This window comes from Chitinophaga sp. S165 (genome assembly GCF_003182155.1).
Taxonomy (GTDB): domain Bacteria; phylum Bacteroidota; class Bacteroidia; order Chitinophagales; family Chitinophagaceae; genus Chitinophaga.
On sequence record NZ_QGTG01000002.1, the window covers coordinates 351,776 to 372,699 of the forward strand.

The 20,924-nt window shown below is 45.3% G+C and carries 19 protein-coding genes; 3 read left to right on the forward strand and 16 right to left on the reverse strand.

From position 1 onward, the window contains the following. The first annotated feature begins 742 nt into the window (after positions 1–742). Both ligA and C7475_RS09565 read left to right on the forward strand, forming a co-directional pair. Complete coding sequence (ligA, locus tag C7475_RS09560) at positions 743–2,839, forward strand: NAD-dependent DNA ligase LigA (protein ID WP_233259808.1); 2,097 nt, start codon at positions 743–745, stop codon at positions 2,837–2,839. A gap of 8 nt (positions 2,840–2,847) precedes the next feature. After that, positions 2,848–3,288 (forward strand): nucleoside deaminase, encoded by a 441-nt coding sequence (locus C7475_RS09565; RefSeq protein ID WP_110053141.1) that lies wholly within the window; start codon positions 2,848–2,850, stop codon positions 3,286–3,288. Positions 3,289–3,347: 59 nt separating this feature from the next. Here the strand turns inward: C7475_RS09565 and C7475_RS09570 are convergent, their stop codons facing one another. The 3 genes from C7475_RS09570 to C7475_RS32940 form a co-directional block, all read right to left on the reverse strand. Further along, complete coding sequence (locus C7475_RS09570) at positions 3,348–4,280, reverse strand: SPFH domain-containing protein (protein WP_110053142.1); 933 nt, start codon at positions 4,278–4,280, stop codon at positions 3,348–3,350. A 151-nt stretch (positions 4,281–4,431) separates the two neighbouring features. Further along, entirely contained in the window at positions 4,432–4,641 is a 210-nt protein-coding gene (locus C7475_RS09575) for a hypothetical protein (RefSeq protein ID WP_110053143.1), read from the reverse strand. A gap of 155 nt (positions 4,642–4,796) precedes the next feature. Further along, on the reverse strand, positions 4,797–5,501 hold the full coding sequence (locus C7475_RS32940) for a LuxR C-terminal-related transcriptional regulator (protein WP_158286471.1): 705 nt from the start codon (positions 5,499–5,501) through the stop codon (positions 4,797–4,799). Between the two features lie 344 nt (positions 5,502–5,845). Between C7475_RS32940 and C7475_RS09585 the strand changes: the two genes are divergently transcribed. Beyond that, entirely contained in the window at positions 5,846–6,451 is a 606-nt protein-coding gene (locus C7475_RS09585) for a superoxide dismutase (RefSeq protein WP_110053144.1), read from the forward strand. 84 nt (positions 6,452–6,535) lie between these two features. On the opposite strand, the gene C7475_RS09590 is transcribed toward C7475_RS09585, so the two are convergent. The 13 genes from C7475_RS09590 to C7475_RS09650 all read right to left on the reverse strand — a co-directional run bounded on the left by C7475_RS09590 (position 6,536) and on the right by C7475_RS09650 (position 20,777). Continuing rightward, positions 6,536–7,327, reverse strand: coding sequence for a DUF1080 domain-containing protein (locus C7475_RS09590; protein ID WP_233259809.1), 792 nt, complete (start codon positions 7,325–7,327; stop codon positions 6,536–6,538). Between the two features lie 10 nt (positions 7,328–7,337). Next, on the reverse strand, positions 7,338–8,726 hold the full coding sequence (locus C7475_RS09595) for a Gfo/Idh/MocA family protein (RefSeq protein WP_110053145.1): 1,389 nt from the start codon (positions 8,724–8,726) through the stop codon (positions 7,338–7,340). 97 nt (positions 8,727–8,823) lie between these two features. Next, positions 8,824–9,630, reverse strand: coding sequence for an endonuclease/exonuclease/phosphatase family protein (locus C7475_RS09600; RefSeq protein ID WP_110053146.1), 807 nt, complete (start codon positions 9,628–9,630; stop codon positions 8,824–8,826). A gap of 20 nt (positions 9,631–9,650) precedes the next feature. Beyond that, on the reverse strand, positions 9,651–11,327 hold the full coding sequence (locus tag C7475_RS09605; RefSeq protein ID WP_110053147.1) for a RagB/SusD family nutrient uptake outer membrane protein: 1,677 nt from the start codon (positions 11,325–11,327) through the stop codon (positions 9,651–9,653). Between the two features lie 8 nt (positions 11,328–11,335). Continuing rightward, positions 11,336–14,830, reverse strand: a complete 3,495-nt coding sequence (locus tag C7475_RS09610; protein ID WP_110053148.1) for a TonB-dependent receptor — start codon at positions 14,828–14,830, stop codon at positions 11,336–11,338. 11 nt (positions 14,831–14,841) lie between these two features. Next, complete coding sequence (locus C7475_RS09615; RefSeq protein WP_110053149.1) at positions 14,842–15,888, reverse strand: FecR family protein; 1,047 nt, start codon at positions 15,886–15,888, stop codon at positions 14,842–14,844. A 74-nt stretch (positions 15,889–15,962) separates the two neighbouring features. Next, a complete protein-coding gene (locus tag C7475_RS09620; protein ID WP_110053150.1) occupies positions 15,963–16,625 on the reverse strand; it encodes an RNA polymerase sigma factor in 663 nt (220 codons plus the stop codon). 171 nt (positions 16,626–16,796) lie between these two features. Next, positions 16,797–18,464 (reverse strand): S41 family peptidase, encoded by a 1,668-nt coding sequence (locus C7475_RS09625; protein WP_110053151.1) that lies wholly within the window; start codon positions 18,462–18,464, stop codon positions 16,797–16,799. Between the two features lie 154 nt (positions 18,465–18,618). Continuing rightward, the gene (gene yidD / locus C7475_RS09630; protein WP_110053152.1) at positions 18,619–18,846 is read right to left on the reverse strand and encodes a membrane protein insertion efficiency factor YidD; all 228 of its coding nucleotides are present in this window, start codon (positions 18,844–18,846) and stop codon (positions 18,619–18,621) included. Continuing rightward, entirely contained in the window at positions 18,846–19,247 is a 402-nt protein-coding gene (locus tag C7475_RS09635; RefSeq protein WP_370445425.1) for a ribonuclease P protein component, read from the reverse strand. Before C7475_RS09635 ends, yidD begins: the two co-directional genes overlap by 1 nt. Before the next feature lie 93 nt (positions 19,248–19,340). Beyond that, complete coding sequence (rpmH, locus tag C7475_RS09640; protein ID WP_012788729.1) at positions 19,341–19,496, reverse strand: 50S ribosomal protein L34; 156 nt, start codon at positions 19,494–19,496, stop codon at positions 19,341–19,343. Between the two features lie 178 nt (positions 19,497–19,674). Beyond that, a complete protein-coding gene (locus C7475_RS09645; RefSeq protein WP_110053154.1) occupies positions 19,675–20,184 on the reverse strand; it encodes an OmpH family outer membrane protein in 510 nt (169 codons plus the stop codon). Positions 20,185–20,246: 62 nt separating this feature from the next. Continuing rightward, positions 20,247–20,777, reverse strand: a complete 531-nt coding sequence (locus C7475_RS09650) for an OmpH family outer membrane protein (RefSeq protein ID WP_110053155.1) — start codon at positions 20,775–20,777, stop codon at positions 20,247–20,249. Positions 20,778–20,924: the final 147 nt, after the last annotated feature.

Below are 20,924 nucleotides of genomic sequence, written 5' to 3' on the forward strand. Positions count from 1 at the left end.
TATAGCGGGAAAATTCCCATGGTTATACCAGAACGATGCCCGTGCATAGGCAAAACTGTGTACGGGCTATTTTTATGCCTTTGGCATTCGTTTACTATGCTTTAGCCATGACTTTCGGGTATTGTTATTATGAAATATGGCAGGGAAGTTGGAATAAGGTATGCCCTAAAACAAAATGCCCCTGCATAAAAAATTTATGCAGGGGAAGAAAATCTCACGGATCAATATCACGCTGTGAGACTTCATTGACGTGGAATTAGATAATATTTTACGTGGAATCTATAAAACGTGGAACTTATAAAGACTAATATTCTAACATGGAATTACATAAAAGCATTAACGTAGAATCATAAAAGCACTAACATGGAAATTTATAAAAGCATTTTAACCTAACATGGAAATATTATAAAAGCAATAAGTTCGGATATCTTAATTTCTTCGTTCATTTGAATTTCAGTGTAGCGGGTTTTCGAAAATTGGCACTTGCTACTTCAGAAATTCACGATTTAAATTTTGGCCTTTCAGATACTTTCGTTTCGTTACACAATCTTAATTAAATTTTTGTTAATAAAAAACTTTTTTAACATCTTTTTCTAAAAAAACAATAGTGTAAAAAGTACGAGATTTATTATAAACTAGCCACTAGAGAGGACTACAATCATTTTAAACATAACATTCAAAGTATTTGTATTTTACGTACTGATAGTATTTTCATATGTATACGAAAGAAATAGAAATCACTTTGCTACAATTAGCAAAGGACCTGTTAAGAAAATTGCAGCAAAAAGAAAGCATCACGGACCTTGATGAGACGTTGGACGGGCTGCGCCGTGTCATTATTTACAGCGACTGGCGCTATTACGTGCAGAGCGAACCCGTGTTAAGTGATTACGAATACGATCAGTTGTATGCCTGGTTGAAGGAACTCGAAGCAGAAAACCCCGACAAGGTGAGCGCCGATTCTCCTACGCAGCGTGTAGCACAGGGCCTTACAAAGAACTTCCCTACTGTACAACACCTGGTACCGATGTTGAGCCTCGAAAACTCTTACGATGCCGACGACCTGAATGACTGGGACCGTAAAGCCCGGGAAATCAGCGGACTGGACGAAATAGAGTACTGCATTGAGCCTAAATTTGATGGGGCCAGCATTTCCCTTATATATGAAAACGACCGGCTCACCAGGGGCGCCACCCGCGGTGATGGCGTATCCGGTGAAGATATTACTACCAACATCCGGCAGATCCGTTCCATTCCTCTAAGCGCCAGCTTTGCCACACACGGCATTCAGAGCATTGAAATAAGAGGAGAAGTGCTGATCAATAAGAACACTTTCAAGGCCTATAATGAACAGCGTGCGGCCGATAACCTGCCGCCACTGGCCAATCCGCGTAACGCTGCCTCCGGCTCGCTTCGCATGGTAGACCCGCGCGAAGTAGCGAAACGCGGTCTGGAAGCCTTCCTTTATCATATGAGCTATCACACTATGGACGACGGTAAGAACGAACCCGAAGAGATCAGGACACATAGTAATACCCTGGATATGCTATCCAGCCTCGGCTTCCGCTCTCCTTCAAAGCAAATGAAAGTCGTAAAAGGCATCAAGGCGGTCATTGAATATGTACTGGCTTTCGAAAAGGAAAGAGATAGCCTGCCATATGAGATCGACGGTATGGTGATCAAGGTGAATGACTATGCCCTGCAGGATAAGCTGGGTATGACCACACACCACCCACGCTGGGCCATGGCCTATAAATTCGCAGCCAGACAGGCTACCAGCAAACTCCGGAAAGTAGAATTCCAGGTGGGCAGAACAGGCTCAGTTACTCCGGTAGCTAAAATAGACCCGGTTCCTATCGGCGGGGTTACAGTTGGTTCCATTTCCTTATTTAACGAGGATGTTGTTCGCGAAAAAGACCTGAAGATCGGCGATACCGTGTTAGTGGAAAGGGCTGGTGACGTTATACCATATATCGTTAAATCGCTCGCCGATCTACGAAATGGAGAGGAAGAAGAGATCAAATTCCCTACTCATTGCCCGGTGTGTCACGAACCTCTGTTCAAACCGGAAGGTGAAAGTGTATGGCGTTGTATCAACCTGACCTGCGAGGCGCAGGTAGTGGAAAGGATGATCCATTTTGTAAGCAAAGACGCTATGGATATTCGTAGTCTGGGTGAAAGCAATGTACGTAAGTTCTATGGACTGGGCATCATGAAAAACATTCCCGGCATCTATAAAATGGACTTCGACATACTGGCGAAACAAGACGGCTTTGGCAAGAAATCACTCACTAACCTGCAAACTGCTATAGAACAGTCCAAGAGCCAGCCTTTACACCGCCTGGTGTTTGGGTTAGGTATACGTTACGTGGGAGAAACTACTGCGAAAACGCTTGCCAACGCGGTCAATCATTTACTTGACCTAAGGGAATGGACGGAAGAACAGGTACTTGCCCTGGAAGATATCGGCCCTAAAGTAGCAGGCAGTATAAAACAGTTCTTCCAGACAGAGGATAATATACATATGCTGCAGGAACTGGAAGCCCTGGGCATCAACCTGAAAAGTACTAAGGCTGATCATCCTGTGGGCGGCAGCCTTGACGGGCAGACCTTCTTATTCACCGGTACGTTGAACAAACTGAAACGCAGTGATGCGGAGGCTATGGTGGAAGAACAGGGAGGAAAGATCCTCGGCGGTGTGAGCAGCAAACTGAACTTCCTCGTAGTAGGCGAAGACGCAGGCAGCAAGCTGGAAAAGGCGAAAAAGATCAACACGATCAGGATACTGAGTGAAGATGATTTCCTTAACCTGATGCAATCTCCGGCCACAGAACAATAGACAGCACTATGGACGATAAATATTACATGCAGCAGGCACTTCGTGAGGCCAGGAAAGCTTTTGACGACGGAGAGGTACCTGTAGGCGCTATCGTGGTGCTGAGCGATAAAATAATAGGCAAAGGCTACAACCAGGTGGAAAAACTGAATGACTGTACTGCACATGCAGAAATGCTGGCGCTGACGGCCGCATTCAACTACCTGGGCAGTAAATACCTGATGGAGGCCACCCTGTATGTTACACTGGAGCCCTGCCTGATGTGCGCAGGCGCTCTTTACTGGAGTAAGATCGGACGTATCGTATATGCGGCAAAGGACGACAAGAACAGTTACCGCAGGGTAGCTGGCGATACCTCTCCTTTCCATCCGAAAACCAAAGTAGAGCAAGGCCCTTGTGAAGAAGAAAGCCTTCAGCTTGTTAAGACCTTCTTTGAACAGAGAAGGTTATAAAATAAAACCGGCGTTGCCTTTTACAGACAACGCCGGTTTTATTTTTATTTATCCGGAGATTACCGCTGGTTTTTCTGCTCCATCAGCTTATTCATGGCCATCATCTGCTGCATAGTATGGTCCATACCTTCAGATGAACCATCCAGGAAGATCACATTACCTTTTGAGTTTTCAGCAAAATGTTTGATAGCTTCTGTCCACATAGAGAAGAGGATCACAGAAGTATCAAGGTTAGCCTGTTGCATTTCTTTCGCTGCCATAGTCATACCTTTAGCTACTTCTTCACGGAACAGGGCCACACCCATACCACGTAACTGAGCAGCCTGACGTTCCGCTTCTGCAGCAATCTTGATAGCGTTACCATCTGCTTCCGCAGCTTTGGTCTTGGTGATCAGTAATGCCTGACCTTCATTCTCAGCTGCCGCTTTCAGGTTGTTAGATGCTACTACCTGCGCCATGGATTTCATGATCACTTCGTCAAAGGTGATATCGTTCATCTGCAGGTCTTGCAGGTGATATCCCCACTCTTCCAGCGTCTGGTCGATCTGTTCTTTTACGTGCTCGGTGATATCGCGGCGTAGTCCCAGTACTTCAGATTGACGTTTAGTTGCCACGAAACCGCGGATAGAGCCCTCAATGGTACGCACCAACGCCTGCATGAAGCTACGCTCGTCTACGAACTTGAAGGCAACGTTCTTGATGGTCTCTTCATCCTGGTTCCATACGGAATAGAGCAGCATGGCTTTGAAGTAAACATTGGCCTGATCTATTGTAATGGCCTGAAATTCCAGTTCTACAGAGCGATTCTGGATAGAGATGCGTTTAAATACTTTTTCGATAAGAGGGATCTTGAAATTAAGTCCGGGGAATAACACTCTGTTGTATTTTCCGAAAATTGTGGTGACGCCGATTGTTCCCTGTTGTACCGTCACGAAGCTTGATAGGATGATCAGTACAACCAATACGGCGATAACGATGTATACAGTACCCATATATTGGAGTTTATGGGTATAAATATATGATAAAAGACGACAATATGGTTGTGACTTGGATTGAGAAAGTTAATATTTGAAGAAGATACAAACAACGGACGAAAGCCAGGCTAAAAACACAACGAATGAACAAACTAATCGCTTTACTTATTTATATCCTCTGATTTCTCCTGAAATAGATGTATACATCATCCAGCTCTATCTGTTTTAGTTGATAGGCCAGTCGGGTCTTGAGATCTCCCGTCTCATCTTTAATTTTCTTGTATTGAAATTTCAACATCTCATACCTTGCAATTATCTCCTCCGCCGTTGCAGAATAGTCCAGTTGCAGGATACTCAACGCACTTTCCTCTGTAATCATAGCAATAGGGGGTTTCAGATTGTCTTTCTAACGTTTAAAATCTGTTTTCGGTTAATGCCACTAAATTAGTAGACTTAGTTTTGGCGTCAAATACCCAAGCTTGGGTATTTTTACCGTCCTGCTCTGTCTTCGGGCAGCATAAAAAGATCCATAAATTATTGATAACCAACTTTTCTGGCGAGGGCTATCAACTCGGCTGTATTACGCACCTTGAGTTTGATCCTGATATTCTTCCGGTGGGTTTCAATGGTATACCGGCTCAGGTTTAACTCTGCAGCTATCTCTTTATTATTCAATCCTTTAACTGTCAATTGCACAATATCCCTCTCACGGGGCGTCAGTTTACTGATCAGGTCTTCATGCTTACGCCTCATTACGTCCAGCATGGCTTCTGTTAACTGATCATTCGTGTCCATGGCATGGGTCATATCCACAAATGCACAGATCACCTCCTTTACCTTTCCCTGTTCATCACGGGTATACGGAATGGCAATGCCGGCCAGCCAAACCCAGTTGTCGGTACCGCGTTTACGGAATCTTAATACCCCTCCAAAAACATTCTTATTTTCTTTGAACGACTGTTGGGCTATCACAGCCAGATCAAAATCATCAGGATGCATGATGTCTTTAAAGAAATCCAATCCCATACTGTTCATCTCCGCCATTGTGTATCCTGTTACATCTTCCATATAGCGGTTACACCAGTTGACCGTTTTTGTCGCATTCTGGTGCGTGTAAAGCATCGCGGGTACATTGTTCAGAAGACTTTCCAGTGATTGGATACGAGTCTTTAATAGTTCATTTTCCTTCTGCAAGGCGTTGAGGGAATAGTCGTGGCCCATGTCCGAATCTGTCAACATACATTAAGTTTTATACAAACAATAGCTGAAACCAATAGGTCTAGAATGGCGCAAGAATCCTCACTTCCTATACACTCAGCGTAGGATTTGTATAGTATTGTAACTTTAACGTTTATACGAACAGGAATATAGTACGAAAATTTGTTACAACGCTTAATGTAAATATAAAATAAAAAAGCATATATCCAACACAATTGGTATGCGAATTGGGCAGAACTACCTAATCTGACATGATATATACAACAAAGGGAAAATGACCTGTTTTGATATTTATGATATTAGGCAGTAAATTTGGAAACTCTTTTGGAGACACATATTCATTAACGCAATAAAAACATTAAGTTATGGCATTCACACTTCCGAGCTTACCGTACGCACACGACGCACTGGAACCACATATTGACAAACAGACGATGGAAATTCACCACGGAAAGCATCATCAGGCTTATGTCGACAACCTGAATAAAGCAATTGCCGGTACTGAAAATGAAAATAAATCCCTGGAAGAGCTGGTAGCAAGCGCAGGTAAAATAAGCCCTGCTGTAAGAAACAACGGTGGTGGTCACTGGAACCACAGCTTCTTCTGGAAAGTGCTGGGACCTAATGCAGGTGGTGAACCTACAGGTAAGCTGGCTGATGCTATTAAGAGCACTTTCGGTTCTTTCGCTGAATTCCAGGAGAAATTCGCGAATGCAGGTGCTACCCGTTTCGGTTCAGGTTGGGCCTGGCTGATCGTAAAAGACGGCAAACTGGAAATCACTTCCACTCCTAACCAGGACAATCCGCTGATGGATGTTGCTGAAGTAAAAGGTACACCAGTATTGGGTATCGACGTTTGGGAACACGCTTACTATCTGAAGTATCAGAACCGTCGTCCTGAATACCTGAAGGCGTTCTGGAACGCAGTAAACTGGGATGCAGTTACCAAGAACTACGAAGCTGCTATCTAAGCATTACAAATTGCTATAAACCAGGAGGCCGTATCATATGATACGGCCTCTTTCGTTTGTTATTTTTTGCTTAAAGCGATGCGCTTACAGCTGTTTGATCTTTACATTCTTGAACCATACTTCACTTCCGTGGTCCTGCAGGTCGATGTGGCCTTTCTTGGTTTCGCCATAAGGCTTTGTATCTTTCCACTTTCCTTCTGCTTTTGCTTTCTTCCACTCGGGAGAACCGATCTGATAATCGGCCGTTTTCTGACCATTCAGCCAATGTTCTACATGTCCCTTATTAACTACAATACGGGTATGATTCCACTCGCCTACAGGTTTTGCTGCAGCTACCAATGGTGCGCCCATTGCGTAGTTAGCACCTGTTTTCTGCCAGTCTTCCAGCTTCTCAGGGAAATTCTCATCATCTATTAACTGATATTCCGGACCGCTCTGGTAAGCTGCATCATTATCTTCAGATGCCAGATAAATAATACCGCTGTTACCTTTCGGCGCTATTTTCCAGTCTGTACGGAACTCGAAGTTCTCATATGTATCGTTAGAGGTCAGGTCCGCACGTTTATCACTCTTGTCTTTTTCACTACCCAGGCAATGTAATTCTCCATTTTCAGCTACCCAGCTGTTAGATGTTTTGCCTTTGTAAACGTGCCATCCATCCAAGTTCTGCCCGTTGAACAGTAATACCCAGCCTTCTGCTTTTTCTGTATCTGACAATACATTCTTTGCAGTGTCTGTTACAGGAGCTGTAGCAGCTGCACTACTATCTACCACTACAGTAGAAGAATCGTTACTGGCGGAACCTGTACCACCACCACATGACATTACACTAATCGCCATTACTGACAATGCAGGAACAAATAATTTCTTCATCATGATTACATTTTTATTTGTTTATCGATTTGAGAGCTTTCGGATCCCAATGCATAATACGGTTTTGAAAATAGCTGTCGTTACATAACAGCGCCGGTGCTGCCGCACGATAGCCGAACAGGGCGTCTTCACTTACTTTACCACCGGTACGCATAGCGTTGAACAGGTTGTAGAAGTGGTCAAAATGCGCGCCTTTATATCCTTTCTCTGCAACGTACTCCAGCTTATCTGGTGGCAACATATCCTTACGGTTGTAAACATATTGTTTACCGGAGTCGCCATCTTTTTTACCCTGCAGCAATGGATCGCTTTCATCTACATGGGAGGTGTTACGGTACAATGTCACTTTATCCCATTCCACCGTCATAGAGCCTTCGCTACCTACCATGCGCAGGTAGTTAGTACCACCTGTACCATCTACAAAGTTCACACGCAGTGACAGGTTAAAGGCAGGATGTGCTTCCGTTTCAGGATAGTCAAACATACCCAGCATAATATCGGGTACTTCACGTCCGTCTTTCCAATAACGCAGGCCGCCGGTAGCCATGATCTTCTCAGGACCGACAGACCCTGTTACAAAGTGCAGGCTGGAAAACAGGTGCACAAACAGATCGCCTGATACGCCAGTCCCATAGTCCCTGTAATTACGCCAGCGGAAGAAACGTAGTGGATCAAAATCACGTTTGGTGGCATGTTCCAGATAAGTCGTCCAGTCAACTGTCTTCGGTGACGCATCGGCCGGAATAGGATATTGCCAGGCGCCGAACGGAGACATACGGGCCCAGAAGCCTTCTGCATAGTTCAGCTTACCAATAGCACCTTCTTTTAATAATTGTTTTGCTTTTTCATTTCCGAGAGAGCTCATACCCTGGCTGCCTACCTGGTATACCACCTTGCCATTCTTCTGTTGTGCTTCCACCACGGCAGGGCCTTCAGTAATATCGTGCACCATCGGCTTCTCACAATAAACGGACTTGCCTTTATTCATAGCCGCCACGGAGATATCCTTATGCCAGAAGTCGGGAGTAGCAATGATCACCGCATCCACATCTTTCCTGTCCAGGATCTCGCGGTAGTCGCGTGTTGTAGCAATATCATTACCCCATTTCTTCTTAGCGTCAGCCAACCGGCCGTCATACAGGTCACACGCAGCGATCAGTTTTACGCCCGGCACTGTGATGGCCGTATTGGTATCTGCTGTACCCATGCCGCCTGCACCGATCAATGCGATCTGGATCTGATCGTTGGCACTGTATTTTTCGTTGGCACGGGACAGTGACTCCAGATTACGCTTTCTGTCAGCAGCAGTGATAATATTGGGCAACAAAGATGCGCCTACGACCCCTTTAGCCATCTTGGTAATAAATCCCCGGCGTGAGTTGTTGTTAGAATTTTCAGGCATGTTCTTTAGTTTGGTTTTACGATAACGTGTCTTGCAGAATAAGAGAGGTATAATTTATAATTAAAAAGCGGGAAATCATAATTTTCCCGCTTTTCTCTTAAAATATCAGCGTTGCCAGGACCGGCAGATGGTCCGATGCGTACCGTTCAGGGATCACCTGGTGCTGTACTACACGAAAGGCTTTAGCCGGCGTATACATGATAAAATCTATGGCCCTTTTTGGCATCTCCACGGGTATTGTAAAGGGACAATCTCTACAGGTACGGGTGAAACTGCTGTCAAGTATATTAATGGCCATACTGCCTTCTCTGGCGTTCATATCGCCTGCCAGTATCACAGGCATTCCGGCATTTCCCAGAATGCGGACGATCTCTTTTGTTTGCAGCACCCTGTTACTGTCACTCTTCGTTACATCCAGGTGTGTGCTGGCCATCATGACCTGTCTCCCGTCAGGTAAAGTAACAGTGACAGTGCACAATGCGCGTGGCTCGGCCTTAACACCAGATACGGACGGCAGGGCGTATGCATGTCCTTCCTTCACCGGGAAGCGGGAAAGTACTGCAATACCGTATTCTCCGCCATCATAAGGAATACCCTTTGCGAAAAAGGAATGCATGCCTGTTTTTGCAGCCAGCACCTCCGCTTCATGTACATCCTTGCCGGAACGGCCGGTGTGTACATCCACTTCCTGCAGGGCGACGAAGTCAGGATGTTGTTCATTGATGACCCGCGCTATTGCATCCAGGTCTATTAATCCCGGACGGGAAGGCGGGTTCGCATGATGAATATTATAACTTAATACCTTCAGCGTGTCCTGTTGCTTATCCGTATGCTTTGCAAGCCCTTTTCCACCGCTGCATCCGGCGACTGCCAGCACAATAACTGCAATTGTTAAGATCCTCATATTTCAATCGTTTTTTATCATCACTCCCATCCCGGGTTCTGTCCCAGTGCCGGATTACGTTGCCATTGCGTCAATGGTATCGGCCACAAATAGTTCTTAGGGTCCTGAAAGCGGCGATTAGTGTTGATGATCATATATCCTTTGGCATCTACCGGTACACTGGCCACATATGGCTGCATATAATCAGGAATAAAAGCCTTCTTCATACCTTTCACATCTTCTGCAAGTAATGCTCCTTTCTTCCAGCGCAGCAGATCGAAATAACGTTGTCCTTCCAGCGCCAGTTCCACACGTCTTTCCCGGCGGATCTCTTCACGCAGGTCCATGCCCCAGCCAGCCAGCTCTGTGATGATCATGTGGTGCATGCCCACACGGTCTCTCAGCAGGTTGATTGAAATATCCAGGTCGGCCTGTGTCAGCTTGCCCTGCATTTCCCTGGCTTCTGCATAATTCAACAGCATCTCCGCATAACGCATGATGTGAATGTCGTTCGGGTCTTTATTGTAAGTAGCTACTGCAGATACCTGCACATATTTGGTAAAATAATAGCCGGTTGCCGTTACACAGCCCTTTTTATCGGAATTGAATTTAGGAAGATTATAAATGTCTGCCGGGCTCGCGTCTGCGTCTCCATCATCCTTTCCGCCCCAGGTAGCGCCAGGCGCCAGTACTGTTTGTTTCAACCTCGGGTCTCTGTTGACGAAAACATCAGCGTATGCTGTTTGTGTAGCTTCATTGTACAAAGGAGATTTTTCAATAGGCATACCATCTGTACACAGGTACGCATCCATGAGCGACTTGGTAGGATTGAAACGGGCTGTCTGGTCAGGCACCTGCGCTTCGCGGCTCATGTTATGCATAGAAACATCGATGAGATACAGGCGTGCCAGCATTGTTTCTTTATTAGCACCTGCTGCGAGTTTTCCTTTGTGCGTAAACAGCTCATTGTAGCTGGTAGCAGTATTTCCGTTCGTATAAAGCTTGTATACATTCAGGTCCATTACCGCTTTCGCTGCAGCTTCAGCTACATCATACTTCCCATAGAACATTGCTACGCGAGACTTCCAGCCCAGTGCTGCTCCTTTTGTAATACGACCCAGGTCAGCAGAACCATAGGACGTAGGTAATTCCGCTGCTGCAGAATCCAGCTCCTGCAATATAAAATCCACCACCTGCGCTCTTGGCGTGCGTGTTCCATATACCTGCTCATCACCGATGTTCAGGGTATTTGTTACCAGTGGAACATCTCCAAAAAAGAAAGTCAGATAGCTGTACAGGAAGGCCCGCAGAAAGCGTACTTCTCCTGCATATTGTTTTAGTGTCGTTTCCTTCACACCCTGTGCTTTCTGGTAGTTTTCCAGGAAGTGGTTACATCGGCGGATACCGTAGTATTGATTCACCCATTCGTTATTCAACGTATTTGTTGTGAAATCGTAATTGCCGGTAGAGATATTCAGGTAGTCACTAAGAGGAGGATAAATAGTATTATCTCCCAGGTTCTCCATATCAACTACATTCTTACCCTTCAGGTAGTCATAGCAGGCATTCGCTGCCAGTTTCAGTTGTGCTTCCGTTTTCCAGAACTGTTCGCTGGTAATAGCGTCCAGTGCGGAGCGGTCGAGGAAATCCTTTGAACAGCCGGCGATACAGCCTGCCAGTATTATCAGGATACCGTATAAAATATGTTGACGACGCATTGCTGTAGTTATTTAAAGTTGACATTAATACCGAACACCACGGTTTTTATCTGTGGATATTCACCACCGTTGGTAGTCACTGTTTCAGGATCGTAAGCATAGAAGAATTTAGTCTTCGTAAGCAGATTATCCGCACTTACATAAGCCCTTATTCTCTGGATCCTGGCTTTGCTAAGCCATTGTGAAGGCAGTGTATAACCGATCTGGATATTTTTCAGGCGGAGGTATGCAGCATTCTGCAGCCAATAGTCAGACTGACGGCCGCTATTGCGGGTATCCAGGAAAGTGAAACGAGGGTACCAGGCATCTGTATGTTCAGGCGTCCAGTGGTCTCTGTGTACTTCCTGCGGATAAGAGCCATATGCCTGGAAGGTATGTATACCTATTCCACCTACATAACCGTTGCCCTTACCAACTCCCTGCAGAAAGAAGGCGAAATCGATGTTCTTCCAACCCAGGTTTCCTCTCAGGGAATATGTGTAGCGTGGAAATGCATTACCGATCACTTCACGGTCTTTGTCTGCCGTGATCTTGTTATCGCCATTCAGGTCCCTGTATTTTATATCGCCGGGAGCAACCTTACCCTGGTCTGCATCGAAGATGGCAAATTTAGGGATAAGCTTTCCCGTTGTCGCATCTTTGGTAAAGTCAGCTTCCTGTGCCAAACCATCTGTTCTGTATCCATAGAACGCATCGATCGGATAACCTACCTGGCGGATCCTGTCTTCCAGCACTGCCGGCGCACCGCCCAGGCTTTCTATCTTGTTCCTTACATCGGACAACTGCGCAGTAAGACCGTATGTAAAGTCCTGGATATGATCATTCCATCCTATGCTAAGCTCCCAGCCTTTATTGGATACGTTACCTGCATTCTGATCAGGGACCTGCAAGCCCAGCACATCCGGCTGTGGTACTCTCAACTGTATATCCATCGTGCGTTTGTTGAACCAGTCGGCAGTTACAGCGAGGCGGTTATTCAGGAAAGCCAGATCAACACCAATGTTGAGCATATTTACTTTCTCCCATCTTAACAGTACGTTAGCCAGGTTCGTTTGTGCCAATCCACGGGTCAGTATGTTACCGATAGGCATAGTACCTACACCGGTTACTACCTGCTGATAAGGATACCATTCTGAATAAGCATTGCCATCGGCTCCGTACTGGTTACCAAGATTACCGTAAGACACACGCAGCTTACCTTCATTCAACCAACGCATACTACTGCTTTCTTTCAGGAAATTTTCCTGCGTAAAACGCCAAGCTGCAGATGCAGAAGGGAATGCGCCGTAACGCTCATCAGGTGCATATCGGGAAGAACCATCGTAGCGGAGATTCAGTTCCAACAGATACTTTTCTTTATAGTCGTAATTCACACGACCGAACCAGGAACGTAATGCATATTGATATGCATCTCCTGATGCATTAGGATTATCAGAACCCAGGTTAAACACCGGCACATCATCACTTACGAAGTTTTGTTTGCTTGCCGCCCATGATTCATAACGGTAAGTTTCCTGCTGGTAACCTCCCAGTAATTTCACATGGTGTTGTCTCATCTGGAAATCATAGTTGATCAACAGGGAGAGGTTGTTCATACGGCTGGTGTAGTCTCTCATGTCAAGACTGTTGCTGGTTGAGTTGGTATACCAGAATTCTCCGGAATCAGGATAGTAATAATCGAGCTTGCGACTGAAAGTAGCGCGTCGCTGATTGATGATGTTTGTTCCGTATTGACCAGTTATATCGAGGTGAGGAAGCAGGTGTAATTTACCAGTGATATTTCCTGTTACTTCCTGCGACTTGAAATTGTTGTATCCGCCATCTGTGGCAATAGCCGCAGGGTTGCTGGAACCACCACCATAGCCCCAGCCACCATTGGTGAACTTAACAGGAGTTAATGGCGACATGGTGAGTGCAGAATAGATAGGCCCACTATTATAGTCGGTACCACCGGCTGGCTGATTTTGCGAACGATCGATATAACCGATGTTAGCATCTACATCCAGGATATCAAATAAAGTGAACGCATTAATCCTTGCACGGAGATTATTACGCAGGGCTTTATACTGATCTCCTATTATGAGTCCTTTCTGGTCCAGCCTTCCATAAGAAAGATAATAAGACACGTGTTGCGCGCCACCATTGAGGCTCAGGTTATGTTCCTGCAAAGGTGCATGCCCTTTGGACAATGCCTTTGGCCAGTTGGTATTAGCAAAAAAATCAGGGTCAGTACCATCTTTTGCTTTCTGAATATCTGCTTCGGTATAAGTTTCCGGCAGCCCGACATTCCTTTGTGCTTCATTGAGCATGGACATATATTCGGGAGCGCCTAACATTTTAGGCAATGCGTATGGACGCTGCTGTCCGTAATAACCATTATAGCTAACAGTTGGCGTCTGATTAAGCTTACCTTTTTTGGTGGTAACCAATATCACTCCATTCGCTGCACGTGAACCATAGATAGATGCAGATGCAGCATCTTTTAATACAGACACACTCTCGATATCCGCAGGGTTCAGGAAGTTAATATCGCCGGGCACTCCGTCGATCAGGATAAAAGGATTTGCATTGTTGGTAGTACCGACACCACGCACCCTGATCGTCGACTTAGGATCGCCGGGGAAGCCACTGTTGCTGACAACTGTCAGGCCGGGCATCAATCCCTGCAGGGCTACGGACATAGATGTCAATGGCCTGCTTGCAAGATCTTTCTCTCCTACCATACTTACAGCACCGGTCAGGTTCACTTTCTTTTGTGTGCCAAAACCTACGACCACAACCTGGTTCAGCTGGCGGGTATCTTCATTCAACACCACGTCAATTGATTGCTGACCGCTTACAGGCACCTCTTTTTGAAAATAGCCTACATAAGAGAATACAAGCACAACATCATTACCGGGAACACTGATCTCAAAGCGTCCGTTTGCGTCGGTAACAGTGCCATTCCCTTTCCCTTTCACGGTAACGGTCACACCAGGTAAAACAACGCCTGCTGCACCTTTTACCGTACCGGTCACCCGCATTACCTGGATGCGGTCCCAGCTGATATTGTCACCGGCACCACTGCCCCATACAGTTCTGAGCGCCATGGCAGACGTGCTGCCGGCATCCACTTCCGGAGCTTTATCATTCTTCGACGCATCGTCACTCGAAATGGCAAACTGCCTTTGGGTGATCTGTTTCATCTCCAGCCCATAGGGTTTGATCAATGACTGCAATACGCGGGCAAAGGCTTTTTCGCGGAAGTTTTCTTTGCCTTTATTGATCTTCATTTCTAATAATTCTGACCTGCAGAGAAAGCTGACATTGTGCGCCTTCTCTATATCCTGCAGGATTTGTCCCAGTGTCTGCAATTGACGTTGATCCGACGTGTAGGCAGGCATGATATGTGCCGTGGGGCCGCTCAATAGTGCGAAGTCCTGTGCATAGGCGGACCTCCCCATCAGGCAGGCATATAATAAGGTACATCTGCCCAACGTCTTAAGAGGTACATTTGTGAGCATTACTGATAATTTTATTGGTTACTGGATTGTATGAAAAGTGAATCTGCTTTCCTTTCTATTTTCAGGTTCAATGCAAATGATAACGTTTCCAATAGTGAAGCTTCATCCTTGACCTGCAGCCCCCCTGACAATTGTTGTTTAGCCAGCCTGGCATCGCTGATCTTTACGTGATAGTTATAGGTATCTTCAATATAGTAGGCAATTTCCTGTAATGTTACCCTCTCCAGATATTGCCGCTCTTCCTTCCATACAGCATATAGTGTAGGATTTACTTTCTTTCTGATGATCTTATTGCTGGCAGTACGATATTGTACAAAATCGCCGGGATTGAGTATGAACGGCGTTTCCGGCAGATCCTTAAAGCTAAGTTTGATCTTACCTGTATTCAATGTTACGGTTGTAGCAGCAGCGCCTTCTCTGACATTGAAAGATGTACCTAATACATTGATCAGTACATTACCGCTGTGTACAACAAATTCATTGGCGGCACGTACACCTGCCGGGGATGGTTTAATATCAAAAAACGCCTCGCCCTGTAACCAGATCTCACGGTTTGCACCAGGTGCCCAATTACTACGGAAAGAGAGTTCTGCTCCGGCGTTCAGTCTGACAATTGAACTATCTGGCAATTGTACGGTCCTTACTCCCACGGCATATCCTTTTATGATCGTCATTGCCGGAGGCTGTATCAAAAAATACATAACTGATAATACTACGCCTACTATTGCGGCAGCCGCGGCAGCCCACCAGAACAGTTTTCTGACAGAACGTACCTGTTTTCCCGGCAATACCGGCCTTTCGGCAGCTTCTATAAGTGACAGGTTATGTGCCAGCGATAGGGCAATAGCATCCTCGTCAGGCAATTGTTCTTCAAACTGTAACCGGCTGATGAAAGCGCGGGCGTCTTCCACCTGTTGACGTTTATGCGGGTGGGCTTCCAGCCACTCCTGCCACCATGCATCGCCGGCAGCATCAGGATGTCGTACCCATTTCAGGAATGCATCATCTGCAATAAAATCGTTCGTTGTATAAGTTGCGTAGTTTATAGGTTGCTCCATTTTTGCCTGTTACAACTAAAGGAGCAGGATGGCATCCATTTTACCCCATGGGGGAAAAACTTTTTTTAAAAAATTCAGAATTTGAAATAAGCAGCCGTTCCGAGGATGGCAATTGATAATTGCAGACTGCCTAACGCGGCGGCGAGTGTAGCCAGCGTCATCATGGCGGGTACTAAAGGCATGGTACGATAAGCGTTGCGCAATACATCGATAGCGCGCGCCATCAATTTATATGTGGCCTTTACAGAGATCTGCAGGATCGCTGCTATTTCCTCATATTCCATGTTTTCGTAGAAGCGGAAGAAGATCGCTTCTTTTTGTCTTGGGGTAAGTTGGTCCATGGCACTCTTCAATGCCAGCAGCTGTTCATGTTGTTCTTCCTTTGCTAACCGTTGTTGCTCTGCCGACATTTCGAGGGCAAATACATATTGCTCATCATCCGGCAGGTCTCCCTGTAACTTTCTATGTTGCGATAATAACCGCAACAGGCAATGCCGGAAAGAGACAAAGAGATAGCTTCTGAATTCCCTGACAGCAGACAGCTGCTCACGGTTCATCCAGAAACGCACAAAGATCTCCTGTATGCTGTCTTCGATCAGAACGGCATTGTCCGTTAGTTTGCGCCCGTAGTTGTATAGACGTGGGTAGTACAGTCTATAGATATTCGCATAGGCGCCTTTATCTCCGGCTTTGCAAGCTTCCCATACAACAGGATCTATATGTTGGATTTCATACATCTCGTTCTTAGCGGAAAGGCGTAAAATTATTGATAATGACCTGCTTGTTATGTTATCATTCAATTAACTAAGTGACGGATCTTCGAAAGGGTCGTATGCCTGACAAAAAAATAGCCCATAAACAGACCCTTTTAATGCTGTTCATGGGCTATTTATACCTAAAAGATAATACTATTTTAATAATTGCTGGTAGCGTTCTGGCGCATGTAACACCGCAATTGCCTCATTTACTTCATTATCATTGGACAAAGATTTTTCTATACGCCCGCGCTGCATATAATAGCGGTTAGCGATCTCTTCTTCCAATAAGCGTTTGATCTCCTGTTTATTTTTGAGCAGGTCCTGTTTCTTATCATGTTTCATTTTGGCCTGCAGGGCTTCAAATTCTTTTGCCACGGCATCATAGTACTTTTCTTTCCTGGCGGTTGCCTGGAAACCTTCCAGCGCCTCTTCACTACGTGTTTTGTAGTTATAGTTACGGCCATCCAGGTATTTCAGGAAGTCCCCGAAATCTTCTTCGCTGAGCACAAATTTATTGGCGGCGCTTATTTTCGGATGGCTGTAATAGTATTGGGTAGCGTAGTCAAAAATGTATTGTTTGCGCAACAAGGTAATAGCAACCTGGCTGAGTAAGGTAGGATCTACTGCATCATCCGGCTCAATACCACCTCCGTCTTTCACTTTACGGCCAGCTACTGTGCTGAAAGAGCGGCGAAGGGAATCAGGCATGGATTCGACTTCGCCATCGCTGTTCCGGTGGGAATAGTCAATGGCCTGTATGCAACGGCCGCTTGGGGTATAGTATTTAGCAGTGGTAACTTTCAGTTTCGCATTATAAGGCAATGGACGGGTAGTTTGCACCAGTCCCTTACCAAAAGAACGCTGACCAATGATAACGCCTCTATCGAGGTCCTGAATGGCTCCTGCAACAATTTCGGAAGCTGATGCAGAAGAACGGTTGGTCAATACCACCAATGGAATATGAGCGTCCACAGCAGGACCTTCCGTTTTATATTCTCTATCCCAGCTTTTCACCTTTCCTTTTGTGCTGACAATCAGTTTATTTTTGTCGACAAAGATGTTTGCTACGGCTACTGCTTCGTCCAGCAGGCCACCGGGGTTACCTCTCAGGTCCAGGATCAGCCCTTTCATTGTGGGGTATTGTTTCTTCAGCTCTTCAAAAGCGCTCTGCACCAGTTCTCCGCTGTTTTCGGTGAATTGTGTCATCCTGATATAACCAATATCACTGCCGGTGATACCGGAGAAACTTACTGCCCTTACATTTATTTCTTCCCTGACGATCTTTTTATTGCTTTCAGCACCTGTCACGGGATGTTTGGTCACCATTTCAAGTGTGGAACCCGGTGTGCCTTTCAGTACCCGGCTGATCTCTTCCTGTTCCATTCCTTTGGTAGCCTTTCCGTCCAGGGACAGGATAATATCACCTGGTTTAACACCGGCTTTGTCCATTGGACTGCCTTCATATACGTCTGTGATAACGGTGCGCTCGCTATCGGTATTCACTGAAACCCCTACTCCTCCGTACCTGCCGGTAGCCATAAATTTCAGCTCGTCCAGGTTTTCTTCGGGAATAAAGTCTGTATATGGGTCAGTTTCTTCCAGCATGGCGTCTATGCCCTTGTACATGAGTTTTTCGGGGGGCAGTTCATCCACGTAGTAGGTATTCAGTTCGCGGTAAAAGGCGGCGAAAATGTCGAGGTTCTTGGCTATTTCGAAGTACTTGTCCTTCTCGTTATAAGCCATGATACTCATACCGCCGGCCACCAGCAGTACCAATACCAGCACTATCCTTCTTTTTCTACGAAAAAATGCACGCATAGGTCATTCAGTTAGTATGAGAATATTCTTCTGGTGTGAAATTTACTTAATCTATTAAACATAAACTGTTAAACATTGGGATCTATCCTTATAAATGCTGGTCTTCCATCCGTCAGTACGGGTAAAATTTCCCGCTGGCGGCACATTCCCTGGTTCAGGGTACAGGATCATGTCCGTGTCCACCCCAGGGGTTACAGGACAGTATCCGTTTAATGGTCAGGTAGCCGCCTTTGATCAGCCCGTGTTTTTGCAGGGCTTCCACACCATATTGCGAGCAGGTGGGGGTATAGCGGCATTTATTACCCAGCAAGGGAGAGATGCCCCATTGGTAGATCCTGATGAGCCATATAAACGGGTAACTTAAATATTGGAAGACTTTCATTATTGCACTACTTCTTTTTCCAGCTTCTTTAAAATTACCGAAATTTTGTGGTGCAGGGTGGCGTAGGGGGCTATTTTCTTGTCGGTATAGATGAAGAAGATGGCCAGTTGTTTGGAGTGTTGTTGCAGTACGTCATAGAAGTCCTGCTTTTGCAGGCGCCAGCATTCCCGCGTAAGACGTTTTACGCGGTTCCGGTCCACCGCATGGGGGAACTTCTTCGTAGAGGCAGTAAAACCTGCCTGTACGGGGTATTTATTCACAGGTTGATCTACCGGCATATAGATTACGCGGTAGGGAAAAACAGAAAACGCTTTTCCTTCCCGAAAAAGCGTTTCAATGAGTTTTCTGCTTTTTAACCTTTCTTCCTTGTTAAAAGAATAAGTTTTTATGGCAAGTCTGATTTATCAACCCAATATCGATACAATTCTGTTCTATCAAGAACCAGCCTTAAAGCCTGCCAGCACAAGGCTAAGCAGTTACGCAGCGGCTCTCTACTATTTCAGCTTCCGCTCGTCAGAAACAGTTAATTTCTTACGTCCTTTAGCTCTGCGGGAAGCTAATACTTTACGGCCGTTAGCAGTTTCCATTCTCTTTCTAAAACCATGAACGCTCTTTCTGCGTCTGTTATGCGGTTGAAAAGTACGTTTCATTTTAATATTTTGTTTTTACCTGTACTATACTAAACACTATCCCGGATTGCGGAATCCTGTTTTTAAAACGGAAGGCAAAGGTAGGGAAAATTCTCAAATAGTAAAGTGTTTTCTAAAAAAATCTGCCCCGGAAGCCCCGGGGCAGATCTATTACTTTAATACCTGTGGTATAATATAATTATTTGATACCCAGTTTCAGCTTAACAGCCGGAGCGAGGTCGTCACCTGCAGGTGAAACCAGCAATACGCCTGCTGAACTATCCAATACATAACCGTAGCCTTTTTCTTTAGCTACATCTTCGATCGCTTTACGTGCTTTGTCGTAGATCGGTTTCAGGATCTCACCACGTTTTGCTTCGATTTTCTGCTGTGCAGATTCCTGATAGTCCTGGATGTTTTTCTGTGCAGTCTGGATCTCTTTAGTTTTGATCTCCTTGATGTTATCAGTCATCGTTGCTGCACCTTTATCGAATTCGCTCAGTTTCTTCTGGTATTCTTCAATCAGCCCTTTACCATCTTTATCCAGTTCCTCTGCAAACTGCTGCAGTGTTTTCTGTGCAGTCTGTGCTTCCGGCATAGACTCGATCAGAGCTTGTGCGTTAATATGTCCAACTTTGGACTGAGCCATTGCATTTACGCTGAACAATCCTGAAACTGCCACGAAAGCAATAATTACATACTTCTTCATGATGTTGTCTGTGTTTAAAAAACTTTTAATACTAAAACTAAGGTTATAAAATGGTTTAAAGATTACTCGCCTGCTGTGCCTTTCTTGATACCCAGAGAGCGTAAAATGTCATCGCTCTTATCCAGTTTCGGATCAGAGAAGATCACCGTAATACCTCCCGATTTATCCAGTACGAAATCATACATTCTTGAAGCAGCTAATTTCTGCACTGCATTGTAGACTTTATCCTGAACGGGTTTCACTAATTCTTCACGTTTCTTGAAAAGATCTCCTTCATATCCAAAGCGTTTCTTCTGCAGGTCCTTAGCTTCTTTCTCTTTCGCCACTATTTCATCTTCGCGCTTGTGCTTCAATTCTTCTGTTAACATTACCTGTTCCGCCTGGTAAGACTTGTACATCTTATCAACTTCCAGGAACTTGGCATCTATTTCTTTCTGCCATTGTTCAGCCACCGCATCCAGTTTTGTCTGTGCTTCCTTATAGTCAGGCACATTGTCCAGGATGTATTTTGTATCTATCACACAGTAACGCTGTGCAAAAGCCGTGAATGTGCAACTGAACAGAACGGCGGCTATGAGGGATATTTTTTTCATATTTTCTCGTTTTCAAATTACCTGCCAATTTGGAACCAATGTTCGAATTCGCAATATATAATTTATAATTTATTCAAACATCATTCCCATCTACTACTTTATGTCCATATCCATCTGCTTCGTAATCCTTTCTTATCCATTGACTAC